The 18,549-nt window shown below is 69.4% G+C and carries 14 protein-coding genes; 9 read left to right on the top strand and 5 right to left on the bottom strand.

Annotated features, from left to right (window positions below; genetic code table 11):
- Positions 1-380: 380 nt before the first annotated feature.
- A complete protein-coding gene (gene dnaB, locus RCH12_RS07915) occupies positions 381-1,787 on the top strand; it encodes a replicative DNA helicase (protein ID WP_088457763.1) in 1,407 nt (468 codons plus the stop codon).
- 31 nt (positions 1,788-1,818) lie between these two features.
- On the opposite strand, the gene hrpB is transcribed toward dnaB, so the two are convergent.
- Together hrpB and RCH12_RS07905 are read right to left on the bottom strand one after the other, a co-directional pair.
- Positions 1,819-4,377 carry an ATP-dependent helicase HrpB gene (gene hrpB, locus RCH12_RS07910; RefSeq protein ID WP_327016554.1) on the bottom strand — a complete coding sequence of 853 codons (2,559 nt, stop codon included), beginning with the start codon at positions 4,375-4,377 and terminating at the stop codon, positions 1,819-1,821.
- Positions 4,378-4,583: 206 nt separating this feature from the next.
- A complete protein-coding gene (locus RCH12_RS07905) occupies positions 4,584-6,641 on the bottom strand; it encodes a BCCT family transporter (protein WP_327016553.1) in 2,058 nt (685 codons plus the stop codon).
- Between the two features lie 275 nt (positions 6,642-6,916).
- On the opposite strand from RCH12_RS07905, the gene RCH12_RS07900 reads away from it, so the two are divergent.
- From RCH12_RS07900 to RCH12_RS07890, 3 genes are read left to right on the top strand one after another with little or no spacing between them, the layout of a single operon-like run.
- A complete protein-coding gene (locus RCH12_RS07900) occupies positions 6,917-8,062 on the top strand; it encodes an NAD(P) transhydrogenase subunit alpha (RefSeq protein ID WP_327016552.1) in 1,146 nt (381 codons plus the stop codon).
- Positions 8,062-8,370 carry an NAD(P) transhydrogenase subunit alpha gene (locus RCH12_RS07895; RefSeq protein ID WP_103429928.1) on the top strand — a complete coding sequence of 103 codons (309 nt, stop codon included), beginning with the start codon at positions 8,062-8,064 and terminating at the stop codon, positions 8,368-8,370. The genes RCH12_RS07900 and RCH12_RS07895 overlap by 1 nt, the downstream gene beginning before the upstream one ends.
- Positions 8,367-9,740, top strand: coding sequence for an NAD(P)(+) transhydrogenase (Re/Si-specific) subunit beta (locus RCH12_RS07890; RefSeq protein ID WP_103429929.1), 1,374 nt, complete (start codon positions 8,367-8,369; stop codon positions 9,738-9,740). The genes RCH12_RS07895 and RCH12_RS07890 overlap by 4 nt, the downstream gene beginning before the upstream one ends.
- Positions 9,741-9,926: 186 nt before the next feature.
- On the opposite strand, the gene RCH12_RS07885 is transcribed toward RCH12_RS07890, so the two are convergent.
- Entirely contained in the window at positions 9,927-10,712 is a 786-nt protein-coding gene (locus RCH12_RS07885; RefSeq protein WP_327016551.1) for a HEAT repeat domain-containing protein, read from the bottom strand.
- Positions 10,713-10,837: 125 nt separating this feature from the next.
- On the opposite strand from RCH12_RS07885, the gene RCH12_RS07880 reads away from it, so the two are divergent.
- The 3 genes from RCH12_RS07880 to RCH12_RS07870 all read left to right on the top strand — a co-directional run bounded on the left by RCH12_RS07880 (position 10,838) and on the right by RCH12_RS07870 (position 14,567).
- The gene (locus RCH12_RS07880; RefSeq protein WP_103429930.1) at positions 10,838-11,437 is read left to right on the top strand and encodes an HdeD family acid-resistance protein; all 600 of its coding nucleotides are present in this window, start codon (positions 10,838-10,840) and stop codon (positions 11,435-11,437) included.
- Positions 11,434-11,703, top strand: a complete 270-nt coding sequence (locus RCH12_RS07875) for a hypothetical protein (protein WP_088457756.1) — start codon at positions 11,434-11,436, stop codon at positions 11,701-11,703. The genes RCH12_RS07880 and RCH12_RS07875 overlap by 4 nt, the downstream gene beginning before the upstream one ends.
- Before the next feature lie 80 nt (positions 11,704-11,783).
- Positions 11,784-14,567, top strand: coding sequence for a cation-translocating P-type ATPase (locus RCH12_RS07870; RefSeq protein ID WP_327016550.1), 2,784 nt, complete (start codon positions 11,784-11,786; stop codon positions 14,565-14,567).
- Here the strand turns inward: RCH12_RS07870 and purB are convergent.
- Both purB and RCH12_RS07860 read right to left on the bottom strand, forming a co-directional pair.
- On the bottom strand, positions 14,555-15,937 hold the full coding sequence (gene purB, locus RCH12_RS07865; RefSeq protein ID WP_327016549.1) for an adenylosuccinate lyase: 1,383 nt from the start codon (positions 15,935-15,937) through the stop codon (positions 14,555-14,557). The genes RCH12_RS07870 and purB overlap by 13 nt on opposite strands.
- Positions 15,934-16,461 carry a low molecular weight protein-tyrosine-phosphatase gene (locus RCH12_RS07860; protein ID WP_088457753.1) on the bottom strand — a complete coding sequence of 176 codons (528 nt, stop codon included), beginning with the start codon at positions 16,459-16,461 and terminating at the stop codon, positions 15,934-15,936. The genes purB and RCH12_RS07860 overlap by 4 nt, the downstream gene beginning before the upstream one ends.
- 135 nt (positions 16,462-16,596) lie before the next feature.
- On the opposite strand from RCH12_RS07860, the gene RCH12_RS07855 reads away from it, so the two are divergent.
- Positions 16,597-16,893 (top strand): hypothetical protein, encoded by a 297-nt coding sequence (locus RCH12_RS07855; protein ID WP_327016548.1) that lies wholly within the window; start codon positions 16,597-16,599, stop codon positions 16,891-16,893.
- Positions 16,890-18,545: a hypothetical protein gene (locus RCH12_RS07850; RefSeq protein ID WP_327016547.1), complete on the top strand. Its 1,656-nt coding sequence runs from the start codon at positions 16,890-16,892 to the stop codon at positions 18,543-18,545. The genes RCH12_RS07855 and RCH12_RS07850 overlap by 4 nt, the downstream gene beginning before the upstream one ends.
- Positions 18,546-18,549 lie beyond the last annotated feature (4 nt).

Raw genomic sequence — 18,549 nt, 5'->3', positions numbered from 1 at the left:
GCGCGTAGCCCCCATTCTTGGCACATTTGTCCCGTGTTTCACACCGCTTTGTGCACAGGTGTCCACCTATTTCATCAACATTCAATCGAGCATTGAAACTAGTTTTTCCACACACATGTGAATAGTTTTAATACCTGATCAAACGCTACTTTCAGTTAAATACTCGTGAGTTGTCCACAGCCCAGTGCACAGGTTGTGCACAAGTCGTGCGGCGTTTCGCGCAGATTACTCACAGAGTTATCCACAGGGTGGTTTGGCTGGGCAGACGAGTCTCTCTATGGTGGGCAAGCAGGTATTCGCTCTTGTGCGCCTGCCTGCCGGATGACCGCTGTCAGCGGCTCCTGATACACCAGAACCACACCAACACGAGGAGGCTCGGCGTGTCGATAGCTCACCTGGGTTACGCCGATCAACGCGGCTCAGATCAACGCGGCTCCGAGTACCGTGGCAGCTCCGAACCGCGCCACGCCGAACGCACGCCACCGCACGACCTGCTGGCCGAGCAGAGCGCCCTGGGCGGCATGATGCTGAGCAAGGATGCCGTCGCCGATGTCGTCGAGACCGTCCGCGCGGCCGATTTCTACGTTCCCAAGCACGAGATCATCTTCGACGCGATCCTCTCGCTCTACGCGCAGGGTGAACCCACCGACGTCATCACCGTCACCGACGAGCTGACCAAGCTCGGCGAGATCTCCCGCGCCGGCGGCGCCGACTACCTGCACACCCTCACCAGCCTGGTGCCCACCGCTGCCAACGCCGGCTTCTATGCCACCATCGTGGCCGAACGGTCCATGCTCCGTAAGCTCGTCGACGCCGGAACCCGGATCGCGCAGATGGGTTACGCGGGGGAGGGCGAGGTCCTCGACCTGGTGAACACCGCCCAGGCCGAGATCTACTCGATCACGGGCAGCACCGAGGTCGAAGACTACGTCCCCCTCACCGACGCCGTCACGGCCGCCATCGAGGACATCGAGGCCGCCAAGCTCAAGGACGGCCAGTTCACCGGTGTACCCACCGGCTTCGCCGACCTCGACGAGCTCACCAACGGCTTCCACGGCGGCCAGCTCATCATCGTCGCCGCCCGACCGGCCCTGGGTAAGTCCACCCTCGCGCTGGACTTCGCGCGGGCCGCCTCGATCCACCACGACATGCCGAGCATCTTCTTCTCGCTCGAAATGGGCCGCAGTGAGATCGCCATGCGTCTGCTCGCCGCCGAGGCATCCGTGCCCCTGCAGAGCATGCGTAAAGGCAACGTCGAAGCGCGCGACTGGACCACCATCGCCGCCACCCGCGGCCGCATCAATGATGCGCCGCTCTACATCGACGACAGCCCCAACATGACCCTCGTCGAGATCCGCGCCAAGTGCCGACGACTGAAGCAGCGTGTGGGCCTCAAGCTCGTCGTGATCGACTACCTGCAGCTGATGACGTCGGGCAAGAAGGTCGAATCCCGCCAGCAGGAGGTGAGCGAGTTCTCCCGGGCGCTCAAGCTGCTCGCCAAGGAGCTGCAGGTCCCCGTGATCGCCCTGTCCCAGCTGAACCGTGGCCCGGAGCAGCGAGCCGACAAGATGCCCGCGATCTCCGACCTCCGTGAGTCCGGTTCGCTCGAGCAGGATGCCGACATGGTGATCCTGCTGCACCGCGAGAGCGCGTACGAGAAGGACAACCCGCGCGCGGGCGAGGCCGACCTGATCGTGGCCAAGCACCGTAACGGCCCCACCCGCACCGTCACCGTGGCCTTCCACGGCCACTACTCCCGCTTCGCGGACATGGTGCCCGGCGCATAGCGCTCAGCTGACCGCAGGGTGTGTCGCGGCCCTAGCCCAGGGCAGCGCGGCGCGTGGTGTGCCGGGTGGGTACGGCGGACCAGGGGTCCTCCGGCCAAGGGTGCTTCGGGTAGCGTCCGCGCATCTCCGCTCGCACCTGCGAGTACGGACCTGCCCAGAAGGATGCGAGGTCGTCGGTCACGGCAAGGGGATGCCCGGCGGGGGAAAGCAAGTGGAACAACACCGGCACTCGTCCTCCGACGATTCGTGGCGTCTCTGCCCATCCGAAGCACTCCTGGAGTTTCACGGCCACAACGGGACGAGCCGACGAATCATCGGCGGGTGGGTAGCTGAGACGGACATGCGAACCGCTGGGAACCCGGAAGCGCTCCGGAACCAGAGCGTCAAGGTCGACCGCGGCGGGCCAGGGCAGGGTACGGCGGAGTGCAGGGGCAAGGTCGATGCGCGCGGCTGGAGTGCCGGCGGCCAGGTCTGACAGCTCGGGGCCGAGCCAGGCATCGAGCGTAGCGAGCAGAACGGTGTCTGAGACATCCGGCCAGGGCGATCCGAGCTCGCGATACAGCAGCGCGAGGCGACGCCGCAGAGCGTCCGCGGCGTCCGACCAGATGAACACTCCGAGGCCGTGCGCTGTGACGGCACGGCGGACGGCATCCCGTCCGCCATCGTCCGCCGGTACGCGCACCGGCACGGACGAGCGAATGATCGCACCGATCCGACGTTCGCGGCGGGCCACGACGCGCCCGTCCACGAACCGTGCTTCGACCCGGTCTGTGCAGAGATGGGGCGCCACCTGCTCCGCCTGGTTCTCAGAGATGACGGCGGCAGAGCGGATGAGTGCTCCGGTTCCTGCGGCCGCTCGTCCCTCTGCCCGAGTGACGTCCGCCACCGCCAACCAGTCGGCACTCGCGAGCTGACCGGTGATCCCGGCACGGGTGCCGGAGGCGAGAAGAAAGGTTGCACCGTTGGGCGATTGATCGACGCGGCGGGCGATCCACTCGGGAAAGGCGAGCGCGATGATCAGTCCGGTCTGATCAGCGCCTCCTCGCGCCGTGTCAATCGCCCCGGCGAAGCGCTCGAGACGGCGGACATCCTGCTCCCATCGGCGGGCATCCGGGCTTCGTCCAGCGCGCAGCGCGTTGAGAGTGGCCTGGGCGTCTCCGTCGTGAACGCGGAGGTCACCTGTGAGCAGCGCGATGACCTCGGCCGCTGTGCGCCCGCCGACCAGGTCACTCCCGGCGCGCAGTGCGCGGGCGAGGCGCGGAGCTGTCGGGACGCGGGCGAGCGCTCGGCCTTCGTCGGTGGCGCGGCCATCGGCGTCGATCGCGCCGAGCCCACGCAGCGCGGCGAGGGCCTCGTCCAGGCTGCCAGACGGGAGCGGATCGACCAGCCGCAGGCCCACGCCACTTGGGGCGCCCCAGCAGGCGAGGAGCAGGGCTGCATCGGTGAGATCTGCCGCCTGGATCTCAGGGGTGGCGTGCGACGGCGCCGTGGCGAAGGTGCGCTCGTCGACGCAGCGGACCACGACGCCAGGCCCCTGCCGGGTGGCGCGCCCCGAGCGCTGGATGGCGGAGGCCTTGGGCGTCGGGCCGGTGACGAGACCGCTCATGCCGCGCGCAGCATCGCGCTGCGGAGCACGAGACAGGCAGGTGTCGACGACCAGGCGTACGCCGGGCACGGTCAGAGAGGATTCGGCCAGTGACGTCGTGACGATGATCCGTGCCGCAGCATCGGGGCTCCGCCCACTGACCACCGCATCCTGCTCTGCGGCGGGGATCTGGCCGTGCAGTTCCCGCACGTCGAACTCCGCGGCGAGACCACGGATGCGTCCGGCGATCTCGGAGACCTCACGCGCACCCGGCGCGAAGACGAGAGCATCGGCGGCCGGATCGGTGCGCACGAGGGTGCGGTGTGCGGCAACCGCGGTGCTCGCGACGTGGTCGAGGAAAGCCCAGGTGACCCCCCGCTCATCCAGTCGAGGTGTGGGAGAGGGCGCCCAGCGCACCTCGAGCGGATGGGCCGGTGCGCTCTGGGTCACGATCGGGGCCGGGCCCGCATCCGTACCGAGAATTGACGCGAACCTCTCGGCGTCGAGGGTCGCGGACATCGCGATGAGGACGAGGTCGTCGCGCAGCTCGCGGACCTCGCCGAGTAGCCCGATCAGCAGGTCCGTCTCCAAAGCCCGTTCGTGCACTTCGTCGATGATGACCGCATCGATCCCGTCGAGACCAGGGTCATCGAGCAGTCGGCGCAGGAGCACGCCGGCGGTAACGAACTCGATCAGGGTGGATGGACTCACCTGGCGTTCGCCACGGACGGTGTATCCGACGCGAGAGCCGAGAGAGGATCCGTCCAACTGCGCGAGTCGTCGGGCCGCGGCGCGGGCAGCGACCCGGCGTGGCTGAGTGACGATCACACGACCCGGAACCCGATCGGCGAGGATAGGCGGCACGAGTGTTGTCTTTCCCGTGCCCGGCGGCGCGCTGACGACCACGGTGCGGCTCCGATCAAGCGCAGCACTCAGATCATCGATCGCCGAGGCGAATGCGAGCCCGCGACCGAGTCTGGACGGATCGAACGAAAGACGGGTCACGTCCTCAGTCTGTCGCGTTTGGGGGGTGTGTGCTCACGTGTCGTAGGTACCGAGCCTCGACTCTGGGCCCACGTGACTTGCCTCAGCGAGCCACTGGCCCGCTTCGGCAGCCGTCGATAAAGGCCTGACCGCGGGGATGGCCTCGCCTGTCAGGCCCTTTCGGTGTGCGGCGCGTCAGGCCCGGCCGGCCCGGTTCGCCAGACGGCTCACGACGTGCGCGGGTCCTCCGGGTCGGCGTCCGGCGCGAGAGCGGCATCCGGCGTCACGGCGTCGGGTTCGGCGTGGTCTGCCGCCGACGGGTGCGCCGACGACGTGTCCGCAGTGGGCTGCGGGTCCTGAGGCATCAGATCGCCCAGGTCCTGCATCTCTCCGATCTCCTCCGGGGTGAGTTCGCCCAGGTCGGGGCGGTCGACCAGGGGGGTCTGGCCGCGCGGTCGGCGTGGCCAGAAGGCACGTCGTTCCCGCGTCTGGATGGAGACGTTGCCGGCGGCATCCGTGATCGCGGCGCTGATGCGGCCGTCCATCTGGTCGCCGAAGTGGTCGTCGAAGTTGTTCTCCAGATGGTTGGTGACGCTCTGGCTGATCCGGCGGGCCATTTCCTCCCGGCGGACCCGGCGTTCGACCTGCACGAGCACCTGGTGTTCGGCCCTGAAGGCCCGATAGGTGGCGATACACATGCCGATCATCACCACACTCACCGGGATGGCGGTGAGGATGGCGCCGGTCTGCAGCGCGGACAGGCCACCGGCGAGCAGGAGAGCGATCGCGACGACGCCGACCAGGCTGGCCCACAGGATACGGCTCCACTTGGGCGGATCGGTTTCGCCGCCGGAGGCGAGCATATCGATCACGAGGGAGCCGGAATCGGCCGAGGTGATGAAGAAGATGGCGACGATCGCCACAGCCAGCACCGCCAGCACCGGCCCGAACGGAAGCGCGGCGAGGAAGTCGAAGAGCACGTTCTCCGGCACGATGCCCACCTCGGGGTCGACCAGTGCAGCGGGGTTCTCCCACACCTGCTTGATAACGCTGCCACCCATCACGGCGAACCAGAGGAACGTGACGAGGGTCGGCACCAGGAGAACGCCGGCGACGAACTCGCGCACGGTGCGGCCACGGGAGATCCGGGCGATGAAGACACCGACGAACGGCGCCCAGGAAATCCACCAGCCCCAGTAGAAGACCGTCCAGCTGCCCTGCCAGTCCAGACCCGCCTGGCCGGTGAACGCGCTGGCGTCGAAGGTGAGTCCGACGATGTTCTGCAAGTAGCCGCCGAGGGACTCCACGAAGACCCGCAGCAGATACATCGTGGGGCCCAGCAGCAGGACGGCGACCAGGAAGAGCGCGGCCGCGCCGAGGTTGATGTTCGACAGCCACTTGATGCCCTTGCCGACGCCGCTGACGACGCTGGCGATGGCGATGAGGGTGATGATCACGATCAGGACCACCAGCAGGGTGTTGCTGACGGAATCGACGACGCCCAGGTGGCGCAGTCCCGCGGCGATCTGCTTGACACCGAGCCCGAGCGACGTGGCCACACCGAACAGGGTGCCCACGATCGCGGTGACGTCGATGGCATCGCCGAGGCGACCCTTCACCTTGTCGCCGAGCAGCGGTTCCAGGGCCCAACGGATCGAGACCGGCCGGCCCTTGCGGTGAATGGCATAGGCAAGGGACAGGCCGACCACGGCGTAGACCGCCCACGCGTGGAAGCCCCAGTGCAGGAAGGTCTGGGACATGGCTGCGGCAGCAAGCTCCGGGCGGCTGCCGTGCACGCCCGGCTTGGGCTCCAGGAAGTAGGTGAGCGGCTCGGCGGCACCCCAGAACACCAGTCCGATGCCCATGCCCGCGGCGAAGAGCATCGAGAACCAGGACATCAGCCCGAATTCCGGCTTGTCGTCGTCCTGGCCGAGCTTGATGTCACCGAACCGGCTCAGCCCCATCCACAGTGCGAAGATGACGAAGAACGCCACCAGCACGAGGTAGTACGGCCCGAGGCCGGCCACCACCAGGGTCTGCAGTTGCGCGAGGACGGCACCGGTGCGCACCGGGAAGAAGATGCTGACCAGGACGACGGCCGCGATGATGCCCAACGCCGGATAGAAGATCCGAGGGGCCGGCACGTGCACGCCGAAACGTCGGGGCCGGCTGGTCGAGGTGGCTGCTGTTGGCGGGGCTGACGGGGACGGGGCGGCGCTGGGAGCGCCCGCCGCGTCGGCGGGTTCGGTGGAGCTGATAACGGACAACCAATCGGGTTGGGGCATCCGTTTTCCGGGCGCTGCTCGGGTGTGGATGCCGGCGGCAGTGCGGGAAGATCAGGCAATTTGTGCGGGGTGGGCGCCACAACAGCGGCCCGGGCAATCCTTCAGCCTACGAGGTCGAGGGTGCTCTTGGCCACCCGGGCAGGGTCTTTCGGCCCTGAAAAGCGCCCCGGGCCGGCAAAACCCGACGGTACGCTACGGAGTGAGATCGCCCTGGGACGCGCGAACGACCCCGTTTCGCTCGTCAGGTGGCAGATGCGTCAAAGGAGTGGTTACTCGTGAAGGTTGGCATAGGGCGTGAACGCCGAGAGGGCGAAAAACGCGTCGCAGCAACACCGGAAACGGTGACCCAACTCACCGCGCTGGGGGTCGACGTCACCGTCGAAGCCGGCGCCGGACTGGCTTCGGGCTACTCTGACGCCGCCTACGAGAAGGCCGGCGCGCGGCTGGTCGCGGACTTCGACGCCAGCGCGTTCGATGTGCTCTGCCACGTGCGTCCGCTGAGCCCGCAGCTGGCCGCAACGCTGCCGGCCGGAATCATCACGGTGGGTCTGGCGTCGCCGGCGTCAGAACTACCCACGGTGGCAGCCCTGGCCGCCGCACAGGTCACGTCGTTCGCGCTGGAACTGGTGCCACGTATCTCCCGGGCCCAGTCGATGGACGCGCTCACCTCGCAGGCCCTGGTCGCCGGCTACCGTGCCGTGCTCGAAGCCACCATCCGGTTCCCCCGATTCTTCCCGCTCTACATGACCGCGGCCGGCACCATTCCGCCGGCCCGGGCGCTCGTGCTCGGCGCCGGCGTCGCCGGGCTGCAGGCCATCGGCACCGCCAAGCGCCTCGGCGCCAGAGTCTCGGCCTATGACGTGCGGCCGGCGTCGGCCGACGAGGTCACCTCGATGGGCGGCACCTTCATCACCCTCGACCTGGCTGCCGTCGAAGGCACCGGCGGTTACGCCAGCGAACTGGCCGAGGACCGCGCCGTGCGCCAGCGCGAACTGCTGGCCCCACACGTGGCCAAGGCGGATGTGCTCATCACCACCGCCGCGATCCCTGGCCGGCCAGCCCCGCTGTTGGTGACCCGGGAGATGGTCGCGGCCATGCCCGCCGGTTCCGTGGTGATCGACCTCGCCGCCGAAACCGGCGGCAACGTCGAGGGCGTGCTCCCGGGCGTCGACCAACTGGTGCCCACCACGGCCGGTGACGGCTTCGTCACCCTCGTCGGCATGCAGGACGCCGCCTCCGCGATGGCCTCCGACGCGTCGCGGCTGTACGCCAAGAACGTTGCCAACCTGCTCGCGCTGATGATTCATGACGGCCAGGTCGTACCCGACTTCACCGACGAGGTCATCGCCGGAGCCTGTCTCACCACCGGCGGCGAGGTGCGGCACGCACCGACCGCCGCCGCGCTGGAAGGAAAGAACTGATGGATCCGATCACCCTGCTCACGGTCATCGTGTTGACCGTCTTCGTCGGCTTCGAGGTGGTCTCCAAGGTGTCCAGCACCCTGCACACCCCCCTGATGAGCGGCGCCAACGCCATCCACGGCATCATCCTGATCGGCGCGATCATCGTCGCCGGCCAGCTGGACGACCCGTGGCTGATATCCGTGGCCCTGCTCGCCGTCGCCCTCGCCACCGCCAACCTCGTCGGCGGCTTCGTCGTCACCGACCGGATGCTGGGCATGTTCCGCGGCCGGAAGCCCGCCGCCACCCCGAAGGACACCACCAAATGAGCCTCCTGTCCGCCGAGTGGACCGCACTGCTCTACCTGGCCGCGGCCGTCTGCTTCATCCTCGCCCTCAAGGGCCTGAGCTCGCCCCGCACCGCCCGCCGCGGCAATCTGATCGGCGCCGCCGGCGCCACCCTCGCCGTGATCACGGTGTTCCTGTCGGCCAAGCTCGACAACATCCCGCTGATCCTGCTGGCGATCGCGGTGGGATCCGCGATCGCGGCGCCCATCTCCCGTCGGGTGCAGATGACTCAGATGCCCCAACTGGTCGCGCTGTTCAACGGCGTCGGCGGCGGCGCCGCGGCGCTGGTCGCGATGCTCGAACTCGGTCACAGTGAGGGTCCCTGGGTACTCGTGGCGGTGGTCTTCACCATGCTCGTCGGCGCGGTCTCGTTCGCCGGTTCCGCGATCACCGTGGCCAAGCTGCAGGAACTGATCACCACCCGCCCGGTGGTGTTCCCCGGCATGAAGTGGGTCATGACCCTCGCGGTCGTGGCAGCCCTCGTGATCGGCGGGGTCGTCGTGGCGACAGGGTCCATCGGCTGGGCGCTGCTGCTCCTGGTGCTCGGCCTGGTCGTCGGCTTGCTGCTCGTGCTGCCCGTCGGCGGCGCCGACGTGCCCATCGTCATCTCGCTGCTCAACGCGTTCACCGGACTCGCGGTCGCCGCATCCGGTGTGGTGTTGGACAACGTGCTGCTCGTGGTCGCCGGCACACTGGTCGGTGCCAGCGGTACGATCCTCACCCGCGCCATGGCCTCCGCCATGGGTCGTGGCGTCAGCGGCATCATGTTCGGTGCTTTCCGCGGCGGCTCGACCGCCGGCTCCACCACGCAGAGCGACCGCCCGGTGCGCTCCTCGAACCCCGAGGACGTCGCCGTGATGCTCGCCTACGCGCAGCGTGTGGTGATCGTGCCCGGCTACGGCCTGGCCGTGGCCCAGGGGCAGCACACCATCGCCGAGCTCGCCACGACCCTCGAGGCGCGCGGCGTCGACGTGGCCTTCGCGATCCATCCGGTTGCCGGGCGGATGCCCGGTCACATGAACGTGTTGCTCGCCGAGGCCAACGTGCCCTACGAGTCGCTCAAGGAGATGGCCGAGGTCAACCCCGAGTTCAAGAACACCGATGTGGTGCTCGTGGTCGGCGCGAACGACGTCGTCAACCCGGCCGCGAAGACTTCGCCGGGCGCGCCGATCTACGGGATGCCGATCCTCGAGGTCGAAGAGGGCCGCCAGATCGTCTTCCTCAAGCGGTCGATGCGCCCGGGCTTCGCCGGTATCGAGAACGAGTTGCTCTTCGACCCGAAGACCACGCTGCTGTTCGGTGACGCCAAGGACTCGCTCACCAAGGTGCTGGGCGCCGTCAACGCCCTCTAACCCGGGTTGCGTCCCTTCGACGTGCCGCAAAACACCCTCAAAGCCGCCGCCAACGGGACTTTTGCGGCATGTCGGGGAGCTGCATTCCACCCACGTGCCGCATGGTGCCCCTCGCGGACGCGCTGAGGGGTGTTGTGCGGCGAGTCAGGGCGGTGCGACCCAGCGCCTCGGAGGACAGAGCGCGGCTCAGCCGAGGGTTCCCCAGAGGTTGCGATCGGCGAGCACCGACCGCAGCCGCGCCTTGGCATGGTTCGAGCGCACGATCCAGCGGGCATCCGGGTCGTCGCTGGCGGTCAGGCGACGAAATGCGGTGAGGCCCGCCGCCGGGCTCGCGGCGATCGCCACGCTCCAGCCGTAGCCCAGGGCCTGGCGCAGCACCCGGTGCGCCTCGCGGGCGCGTACAGGGTCGGTCGGGTTCGGTTCGCCGCGAAGCAGCAGGGCCGTGGCCCGGTCGCAGACCCGCAGTGCCAGCGCCTGGGCGTCGTCATCGGCCAACAGCCGTGGCTCACAGATCGCGGCCACGGCGGCGCGCGCCAGCCAGGCGTCCGTGGACTCCGACCAGTCCTCCACGACGGCGTGCATCAGGGCCGGGTCGGCGTCCCCGATCAGCTGCAGCGCCCGCGCGGCGCCCTCCCGGACCCGCCAACGCTCGTCGGCGGCGGCCCGACGAAGCGCCGTGAGGGCAGCGGGCCGCTCGTCGGGGGAGACCGCGAGCCGTCCGAGCCCCTCGGTGCCGCAGAAGGCCAGGTACTCGTCGGCCGAATCGACCAGGCTCCAGATCAGTTCGGCCGGCGCCGTACCGGCGAACGCATCGGCGAGCGGGAGGTTCGCCCTCGGGCCCGGCAGCCCGGAGCGACCGGTGAGGAAACCGGGCACCTCGGCCGGCGCCCGGGCGAGCAGGTCCGCCAACGCGGCCGCGTCTTCCCTAGGGCTGACCCGCACACTGCCGGCCGGTACGTTCGAAGTGACCACCGTTGGACCCCCTGTCCCGTCCGACGGTAGTCGCGGATGCGGGCGCCCGCTACGCCCGGGCACCGAACCCGGCCGAAAGCGCCGCGTAGACTGGCAGGACTCCCTGCGACGAAAGAGGTGCCCGCGTGGCGCATGCCCCGGCAGCAGCCGTCATCGGTACCCGGTACTGGACCGTGCCCATAACGCGCGCCATCGTGGCCTTCGTACCGGCGGCCGTGATCACGTTCAACGCCGACCACTCCGCCGGTTTCGGGCTCGTCGTGTTCGGCGCCTTCGCGCTGGTCAGCGGCCTGATCACCGGGCTGCTCAGCTGGAAGACCGTCACCGACCCCCGCGACCGCAGCATTTTCGCTGTTCAGGGCGCGGTCGGTGTGCTCGCCGGAGTGCTCGCGCTGGCCATGCCCGCCGGCGGGCTCGGCTTCTTCCTCTACATCGTCTCGGTGTGGGCTGCGGTCACCGGCGCTCTCGAGCTGTACACGGGTATCCGTATTCGCGGACGTGGCCAGGTCGCCCGCGACTGGCTGGTCGTCGGTTCGCTCACCGCGGTGCTCGCGCTGGTGTTCCTGCTGCTGCCGCCGCACGCCGTCGTCGCGGTCGGGCTGCTCGGCGCCTACTTGGTGATCATCGGCGTCTACCTCGTCATCGCCGGCGTCTCCCTTTCTTCTGCGCACGCGGATGCGCCGCGCGACCTGGCCTCCTCCTCCACAGATTCGGACACCCCGTGACCCAGAACAGCCCCCACAAGCCCAGCCGGTCCGAGATCCTCAAGCCCGTCGAGCTGGTCGCCATCTCCGCCGGAATGGGGCTCTTCGTCGGGCTCACCATCCTGCTGGCCACCCGCAACTGGGCGCTGTCGTCGATCGCCCTGGGCATCACCTTCATCGTGGCCCTGGTCGTCATCGCGATGCTGGCGCTGGGTATGAAGCCCGACGCGGCCGAGAAAAGTGACCTCGACGAGCAGAACAAGACCGGCGAGACACCGGGCCACTAGCCTCGTCCGCCGCCCCCAGGGTGCTTTAATGGACCCATTGTGGTCCGCTTCCCGGCGTTTCCTCCCCTAACGGGGCAGCCATGACCACCGACGGCTTGGCCGGGTCCGACGCGGCGCGTCCAGACCGGCCCTATGCCCGCACCGTCGAGGCCGTGTGCGCCGACCTGCACACCAGCCGGCACGGTCTCGACGAGGCCGAGGCCGCCGCGCGGCTGGCCCGGTTCGGCCCCAACGCCCTGCCCGTCGTGGCGAAGAAGAACCCGGTGCTTCGCTTCCTCGGCCACTTCAACGACGTGCTCATCTACGTGCTGCTCGGCTCCGCGGTGCTCACGATGGTGTTCGGCGACTGGGTGGACGCGTCGGTGATCCTCGCCGTGGCCGTGATCAACGCGGTGATCGGGTTCCTGCAGGAGGGCCGGGCGGAGAAGGCGCTCGACGGGATCCGCCGGATGCTGTCGCTGAACGCGAAGGCCCGCCGCGGCGGACACTGGGTGAACACCGACGCCGCGACCCTCGTGCCCGGCGACATCGTCCGGGTGAAGTCCGGCGACAAGGTGCCCGCCGACCTGCGCCTGATCGAGGGCACCAACCTCAGGGTCGAGGAGTCCGCGCTGACCGGCGAATCCGTGCCGGCCGGCAAGGACGTCGCCGCCGTAGCCGCGGATGCCGGCGTCGGGGACCGGCACTGCATGCTCTTCTCCGGCACCATCGTGGCGGCGGGCAGCGGCCGGGGCGTGGTGACCGCCACCGGATCGGACACCGAGATCGGCCGCATCCAGACCCTGGTCACCGACACCGAAGCCCTGGCCACCCCGTTGACCCGGCAACTGGATGTGTTCAGCACCCGGATCTCGCTGGGCATCCTCGCTGTCTCCGGGCTGATGCTCGTGATCGGCCGGCTGGTGCACGACCGCGGTTTTGCCGACCTCTTCGCCGCCACCATCGGCTTCGCGGTGGCGGCGGTGCCGGAGGGGCTGCCTGCACTCGTCACCATCACGCTGGCCCTCGGCGTGCGGCAGATGGCCACCCACAACGCCATCGTGCGGAAACTCACCGCGGTGGAGACCCTCGGGTCGGTGACCACGGTCTGCACCGACAAGACCGGCACTCTCACCCGCAACGAGATGACGGTACGCACCGTGATCACCGGTGCGGCCCGGTACGAGGTGCAGGGGATCGGCTACGAGCCCGACGGCGCGGTCCTCAGGGACGGCCGGCCCGTGACCGTGGCCGACCAGGACGACCTGGCCCGGCTGGTGGAGGTCATGGCCGTCTGCAACGACGCCAGGGTCAGCGCCGACGACGGCGTCTGGCGGGTGGTCGGCGAACCGACCGAGGGGGCGCTCTGCACCCTCGGGCACAAGGCCGGTTTCGACCCGGCGGGCTTCGATCGGCTGGCCGTGATCCCGTTCGAGTCGGCCAACAAGTTCATGGCCACCCTCAACCGGTGGGACGACGAGCCCGCCCGCATCCTGGTCAAGGGTGCACCGGCCCGGCTGCTCGAGGGGTGCAGCAGGCAGCTGGATGCCGCGGGGCTGCCGGAACCCCTCGACGAGGCCTTCTGGGAGCAGCAGGTCGACGAGCTCAGCTCCACCGGGCTGCGTGTCCTCGGCGCGGCCGTCGGCGACGCCCCGGCCGATCTGAGCGCCCTGCACCTGGGTGATGTCGAGGACGGCCTGTTGTTCCTCGGCGTGGTCGGCATCGTGGATCCGCCCCGGCCGGAGGCGATCGCGGCGATCGGGATCATGCACGCCGCCGGCATCCGGGTGAAGATGATCACGGGAGACCACCACGGCACGGCCGTTGCGATCGCCAGGGAAATGGGCATCGTGTCCGGTGAGCCACGGGTGCTCACCGGTGGCGAGCTGCAGAAACTGTCCCAGGACCGGCTGGCCCAGGTGGTGCGCGACGTGGACGTGTTCGCCCGTACCAGCCCCGAGCACAAGTTGCGCATCGTGAAGGCGCTGCAATCGCACGGTGAGGTCGTCGCGATGACCGGTGACGGCGTCAACGACGCCCCGGCCTTGCGCCGGGCGGATGTGGGCGTGGCGATGGGCATCAAGGGCACGGAGGCCACCAAGGAGGCCGCCGACATCGTGCTGGCCGACGACAACTTCGCCACCATCCAGAAGGCCGTCGAAGAGGGCCGGCGGATCCGGGACAACCTGCAGAAATCGATCATCTTCATCCTGCCCACCACCGCGGCCCAGTCGCTGGTGGTGCTGCTGGCCGTGCTGTTCGGTTTTGCGCTGCCGCTGCAGCCCACCCAGATCCTCTGGGTGAACCTGATCACCGCCGTCACCCTGTCGCTCGCCCTGGCCACCGAGCCCGCCGAGCCCGGGATCATGCTGCGCCGGCCCCGGCCGGCCGGCGGCGCGGTGCTTGACTCCGAATACCTGGGAAGGCTGCTCTGGGTCTCGGTGCTGATCACGGCCGCGACCATCGGGGTGTTCTTCTACGAGCTGTCGATCGGGTCGCCGCGCGCGGTCGCGCAGACCACCGCGGTGACGATGCTGGTGCTCAGCCAGCTCGTGTTCCTGTTCAACTGCCGGTTCTTGCGCGCATCGAGCCTCACCCCGGCCGTGCTGCGCGGCAACCGGTCGGTGTGGATCTCGGTGGGCACGATGCTCGTGCTGCAGCTGGTCTTCATTTACACGCCGGTGATGAACGTGTGGTTCAGCTCCACGCCGATCGGCCTGCGCGAGTGGGTGTACACGCTGGGCCTGGCCCTGGTGATCTTCCTGCTCGTCGAAGTCAACAAGATGATCGGCCGGCGCGGGGCCCGCCGCCGCGCGGACCGTGCGGCGGGATCCCGGGGTGCAGCACCCCGGGATGCCCGGCCGTCGGACGGTCAGCCCAGGTAATCCACCAGCGGGTCGGCCAGGCCCACGTAGCCGGCCGGCGTCAGCTCGAGCAGGCGGGCCTTGGCGGCGTCGCCGATCTCGAGTTCCTGCACGAACGTGACCAGGTCGGCGCGGTTGATCCGCTTACCGCGGGTGAGTTCCTTGAGCAGCGCATACGGGTCGGCGATGGTGGAGCGTCCGGAGCTGACCTCGGCGCGGATGACCGTCTGGATGGCCTCACCGAGGATCTCCCAGTTGGTGTCCAGGTCGTGGGCGAGCAGCTCGCGGTCCAGGTCGATCTCGCCCAGGCCCCGCACCAGGTTGTCCAGCGCGAGCAACGAGTGCCCGAAGCCGACGCCGATGTTGCGCTGGGTGGTGGAATCGGTCAGGTCGCGCTGCAGCCTGGAGGTGACCAGGGTGGCAGCCAGCGAATCCAGCAGGGCGCTGGAGAGTTCGAGGTTGGCCTCGGCGTTCTCGAACCGGATCGGGTTGATCTTGTGCGGCATGGTCGACGATCCGGTGGCGCCGGCCTGCGGCACCTGACGGAAGTAGCCGATCGAGATGTAGGTCCAGACATCCGTGGCGAGGTTGTGCAGCACCCGGTTGGCGTGTGACACCTTGCCGTACAGCTCGGCCTGCCAGTCGTGTGACTCGATCTGGGTGGTCAGCGGGTTCCAGCCCAGGCCCAGGCCCTCGACGAACTCGCGGGACACCGACGGCCAGTCCACGGCGGGATCCGCGGCGACGTGCGCGGCGAAGGTGCCGGTGGCGCCGCTGAACTTGCCGAGGTACTCGTTGGCCTCGATCTGCTTCTGGATGCGCTCGAGCCTGTAGACGAAAACCGCCAGCTCCTTGCCCATGGTGGTGGGCGTAGCGGGCTGACCGTGGGTGCGGGCCAGCATGGCGTCGGCACGGTAGTCGCCGGCCAGGGCGCGGAGGGCGCCGATCAGGGCGCGGAACTTGGGCAGCCAGACCTCACGCACGGCGTCGGAGACCGTGAGGGCGTAGGCGAGGTTGTTGATGTCCTCACTGGTGGCGGCGAAGTGGGTCAGTTCACTGATCGATTCGAGGCCCAGCGGCACCAGGCGGCGGCGCACGAGGTACTCCACGGCCTTGACGTCGTGCCGGGTGACGGCCTCGAGCGCGGCCAGTTCGTCGATCTCGGCCTGACCGAAGTCGGTGACGAGGGCGCGGAGGCCCGACTTCTGGTCCACGGTGAGCGGCGTGGATCCGAACAGGCTGCGGTCGGTGAGGGTGATCAACCACTCCACCTCGACCTTGACCCTGGCCCGGTTCAGTCCGGCCTCAGACAGGTACTCGCCCAGTTCGGTGACGGCGGCTTGATACCGGCCGTCGAGTGGACTGAGGACCTGCGGGGGTAGAGGACTCATCGGACTCCCTGTCTGATTGCGGGTGCGAGCTGCGCGAAGAGCGCAAAATTGGCTCTCTCAATCATGCCTAATACGGAGTCAAACAGCGCATCGTCGGAATAGTAGGGGTCGGGCACGTCCCGCAGGGTGGCCTGATCCCGGTCGAAGCTGAGCAGCAGGCGCACCTTGTTGCGGTCCCGTTCGGTCGGCGCCCAATTGCGCAGGATTCGTTCCTGCGACCTGTCGAGCACCACGACGAGGTCGAGGTCGTCGAACCAGCCCGCGTCGAATTGGCGGGCCCGGTGGTGACTGCCGTCGTAGCCGCGCTTGGCCAACGCCGAGATCGTGCGGGTGTCGGCCTGCTCGCCGACGTGCCAGTCGCCGGTGCCCGCGGAGCTCGTCGTGATGAGCCGACCCAGTCCGGAGCGCGTGACGAGGTCGCGCAGCATCACCTCGGCCATGGGCGACCGGCAGATATTGCCGGTGCAGACGAAAATGATCCGGAATGGCGTCGACTCATCTGGACTGAGCGCCGCGAAATTCATGTGTCCATTGTGTTCCACATTCCCCTCCTCCACATCCGCGACCCTGGGCAAATTTTCCCCGGGTTGAGCGCAGACCACGCTGCCACGACCGGGCCGGTCCAGGGTGGGCCGCACAGTCTGGACCGAGGAGGCGCGGTGGAATCACTGGGTGGCAGCATCCTGCCGGATGCGGGCAATGGGCCGGATGCCGAAACCCTCGCGCGGCTGCGGGAGCAACGGCGGCTGTTGAGAGGGGTACGGGACGGTGTGGAGGAATCGGGGCGTCGGCTGGCAGGCCAGGCGTCCGGCGCCGCCTGGCGGTCGCCGGCCCAACGGGCGTACGACACCCGCCGGGGTGAGCTGAGCCGTGACCTGGCCGGGGTCTGGCGGGCCCTGGACGATGCGCTGTGGGCCGTGGATGAGGCCATCGACCGGGTGAAGGCGACGCTGTGACCGGCTCGGGTCCTGTGCCCGGGGGACACGACGGGACCCTGACGGTGTCCGGCGGCGGCAGCATCCAGGTCGCCACCGACACCGTGTTCGCCGAGATGGCGGCGCTGCGCCTGGTGCAGCGGGAGGCGGAGCAGTGGCAGGGGCAGATCGGCCGGGTGCGGGCGTTGGGCGTCGGTTCGGCGCCGAGTTGGCAACCGGACGACCTCGGCGCCTGCGTGTTCGGCGCGTCCGTGGCGATCGACGCGATTGCCACCCGGAGCCGCGACCTGGCCGAGGCCCTCGAGCAGGCCGCCGAGGAGTACGGCCGCCTGGAAAACGGTCTTGACCTGGTGCTGCAGGGTACGGGCGCCTGGATGGCGCACACCCTGGGGGTGCTGGCGCCGGTGCTGGTGCTGTCCCTGGCGACGCCGCTGGCCTACCTGGCCGCCGGCTCGCTGCTGTCCTCCGCAGCGCTGGGCCGCACACCGTCGGTGCTGCCACCGCCGCTCACCGACTGGCTGCGGGAGAATCCGCGGCCGCTCACCGACCCGGCGACGGTCGCAGTGGTCCGGGCGGTCGTGGGCTCGGCCGATGATGCGGTCCTGGGCCGGCTGGGCGTGCCGTACCCGGTGGCCGCGGCACTAGGCGATGGGGGTGCCGGCCTGCTCGGGGCACCGTTTTCGGCAGTCGGGCTGCTCGTCGCGGCGCGGGCGGCGGGGATGTTGCGCGAGTCGCCCGTGCGGGTGGCCCAGGTGGGATCCTCGGCCACCCCGGCGGGCGGGGCCCGGGCCGAACGACCAGGGCCGGCCGGCGGTGTCGGGGCCGGCCCGCCGGCCCTGCCCCTGAGGGGCCCCGCCGCCGGTACCGCGCCGGGGCCGCCGGGCCCGGTGCCTGCCGTGCCTGTGGCCGTGCCGCTGCGGGGCCCCGCCAGCGGCTCTGGCGCTGCGCCGGCCACGCTCGGGCCGGCCACGCTCGGGCCCGCCACGCTCGCGCCGCCGAGCCCGCCCACCGGGTTCGCCGACCTCGCCGACCGCATCCCCACCGAGGATGACGGCGGTCAGGTGCGCATCGAGCGCTACGGCGACGCGGCGCATCCGTCCTGGCTGGTTTTCATCGGCGGCACCGTGGAATGGAGCCCGACCGACTCGAGCGAACCGTGGGACATGGCCTCCAATGTCGCGGCCGTGGCCGACCAGGAGGCCGGCTCGTACCGGGCGGTACTGCAGGCGATGCAGGCGGCCGGAGTGCAGCCCGGCGACCCGGTGGTGCCGGTGGCGCACTCTCAGGGCGGGCTGATCGCCAACCAGCTGGTCTCGCGGGGCGACGTCAACGCCGTGGGGTTGGTCACCTTCGGGGCGCCGGAAACCGACCTGCCGTTGCCCGAGGGGGTGCCGGCGATCGCGGTCGAGCACGATGACGACCTTGTTCCCGCTCTGGGCTCCACGTCGGACGAGGACCAGCGCCTCTACGTGCGGCGGGAACTCTTCGCCGACCGGGAGGTGCCGGCCGACGAGGTCATGCCGGCGCATCAGCTGGTGGGATACCGCGAGACCGCCCGTCTGGTCGACGGGTCCCCGGAGCCCCGGCTGGTGGCGTTCCGCGCGCAGCTGGACGGGATCGTGGGCGAGTCACCTGGGCAGCAGAGCGTCTGGCGAGCCGAACGAGTCGACTGACCTG

The sequence above is a fragment of the Cryobacterium sp. MP_3.1 genome, from assembly GCF_035984795.1.
Classification (GTDB): domain Bacteria; phylum Actinomycetota; class Actinomycetes; order Actinomycetales; family Microbacteriaceae; genus Cryobacterium; species Cryobacterium zongtaii.
Note: the sequence above shows the minus strand (reverse complement) of the source record. Positions and strands in the feature narration are given on the sequence as shown.

Excerpts from the sequence above, each read along its gene's own strand:
- RCH12_RS07905 (WP_327016553.1), bottom strand. The coding sequence starts at position 6,641 with ATGCCCCAACCCGATTGGTTGTCCGTTATCAGCTCCACCGAACCCGCC.
- RCH12_RS07895 (WP_103429928.1), top strand. The coding sequence starts at position 8,062 with ATGGATCCGATCACCCTGCTCACGGTCATCGTGTTGACCGTCTTCGTC.
- RCH12_RS07890 (WP_103429929.1), top strand. The coding sequence starts at position 8,367 with ATGAGCCTCCTGTCCGCCGAGTGGACCGCACTGCTCTACCTGGCCGCG.
- RCH12_RS07870 (WP_327016550.1), top strand. The coding sequence starts at position 11,784 with ATGACCACCGACGGCTTGGCCGGGTCCGACGCGGCGCGTCCAGACCGG.
- purB (WP_327016549.1), bottom strand. The coding sequence starts at position 15,937 with ATGAGTCCTCTACCCCCGCAGGTCCTCAGTCCACTCGACGGCCGGTAT.
- RCH12_RS07860 (WP_088457753.1), bottom strand. The coding sequence starts at position 16,461 with ATGAATTTCGCGGCGCTCAGTCCAGATGAGTCGACGCCATTCCGGATC.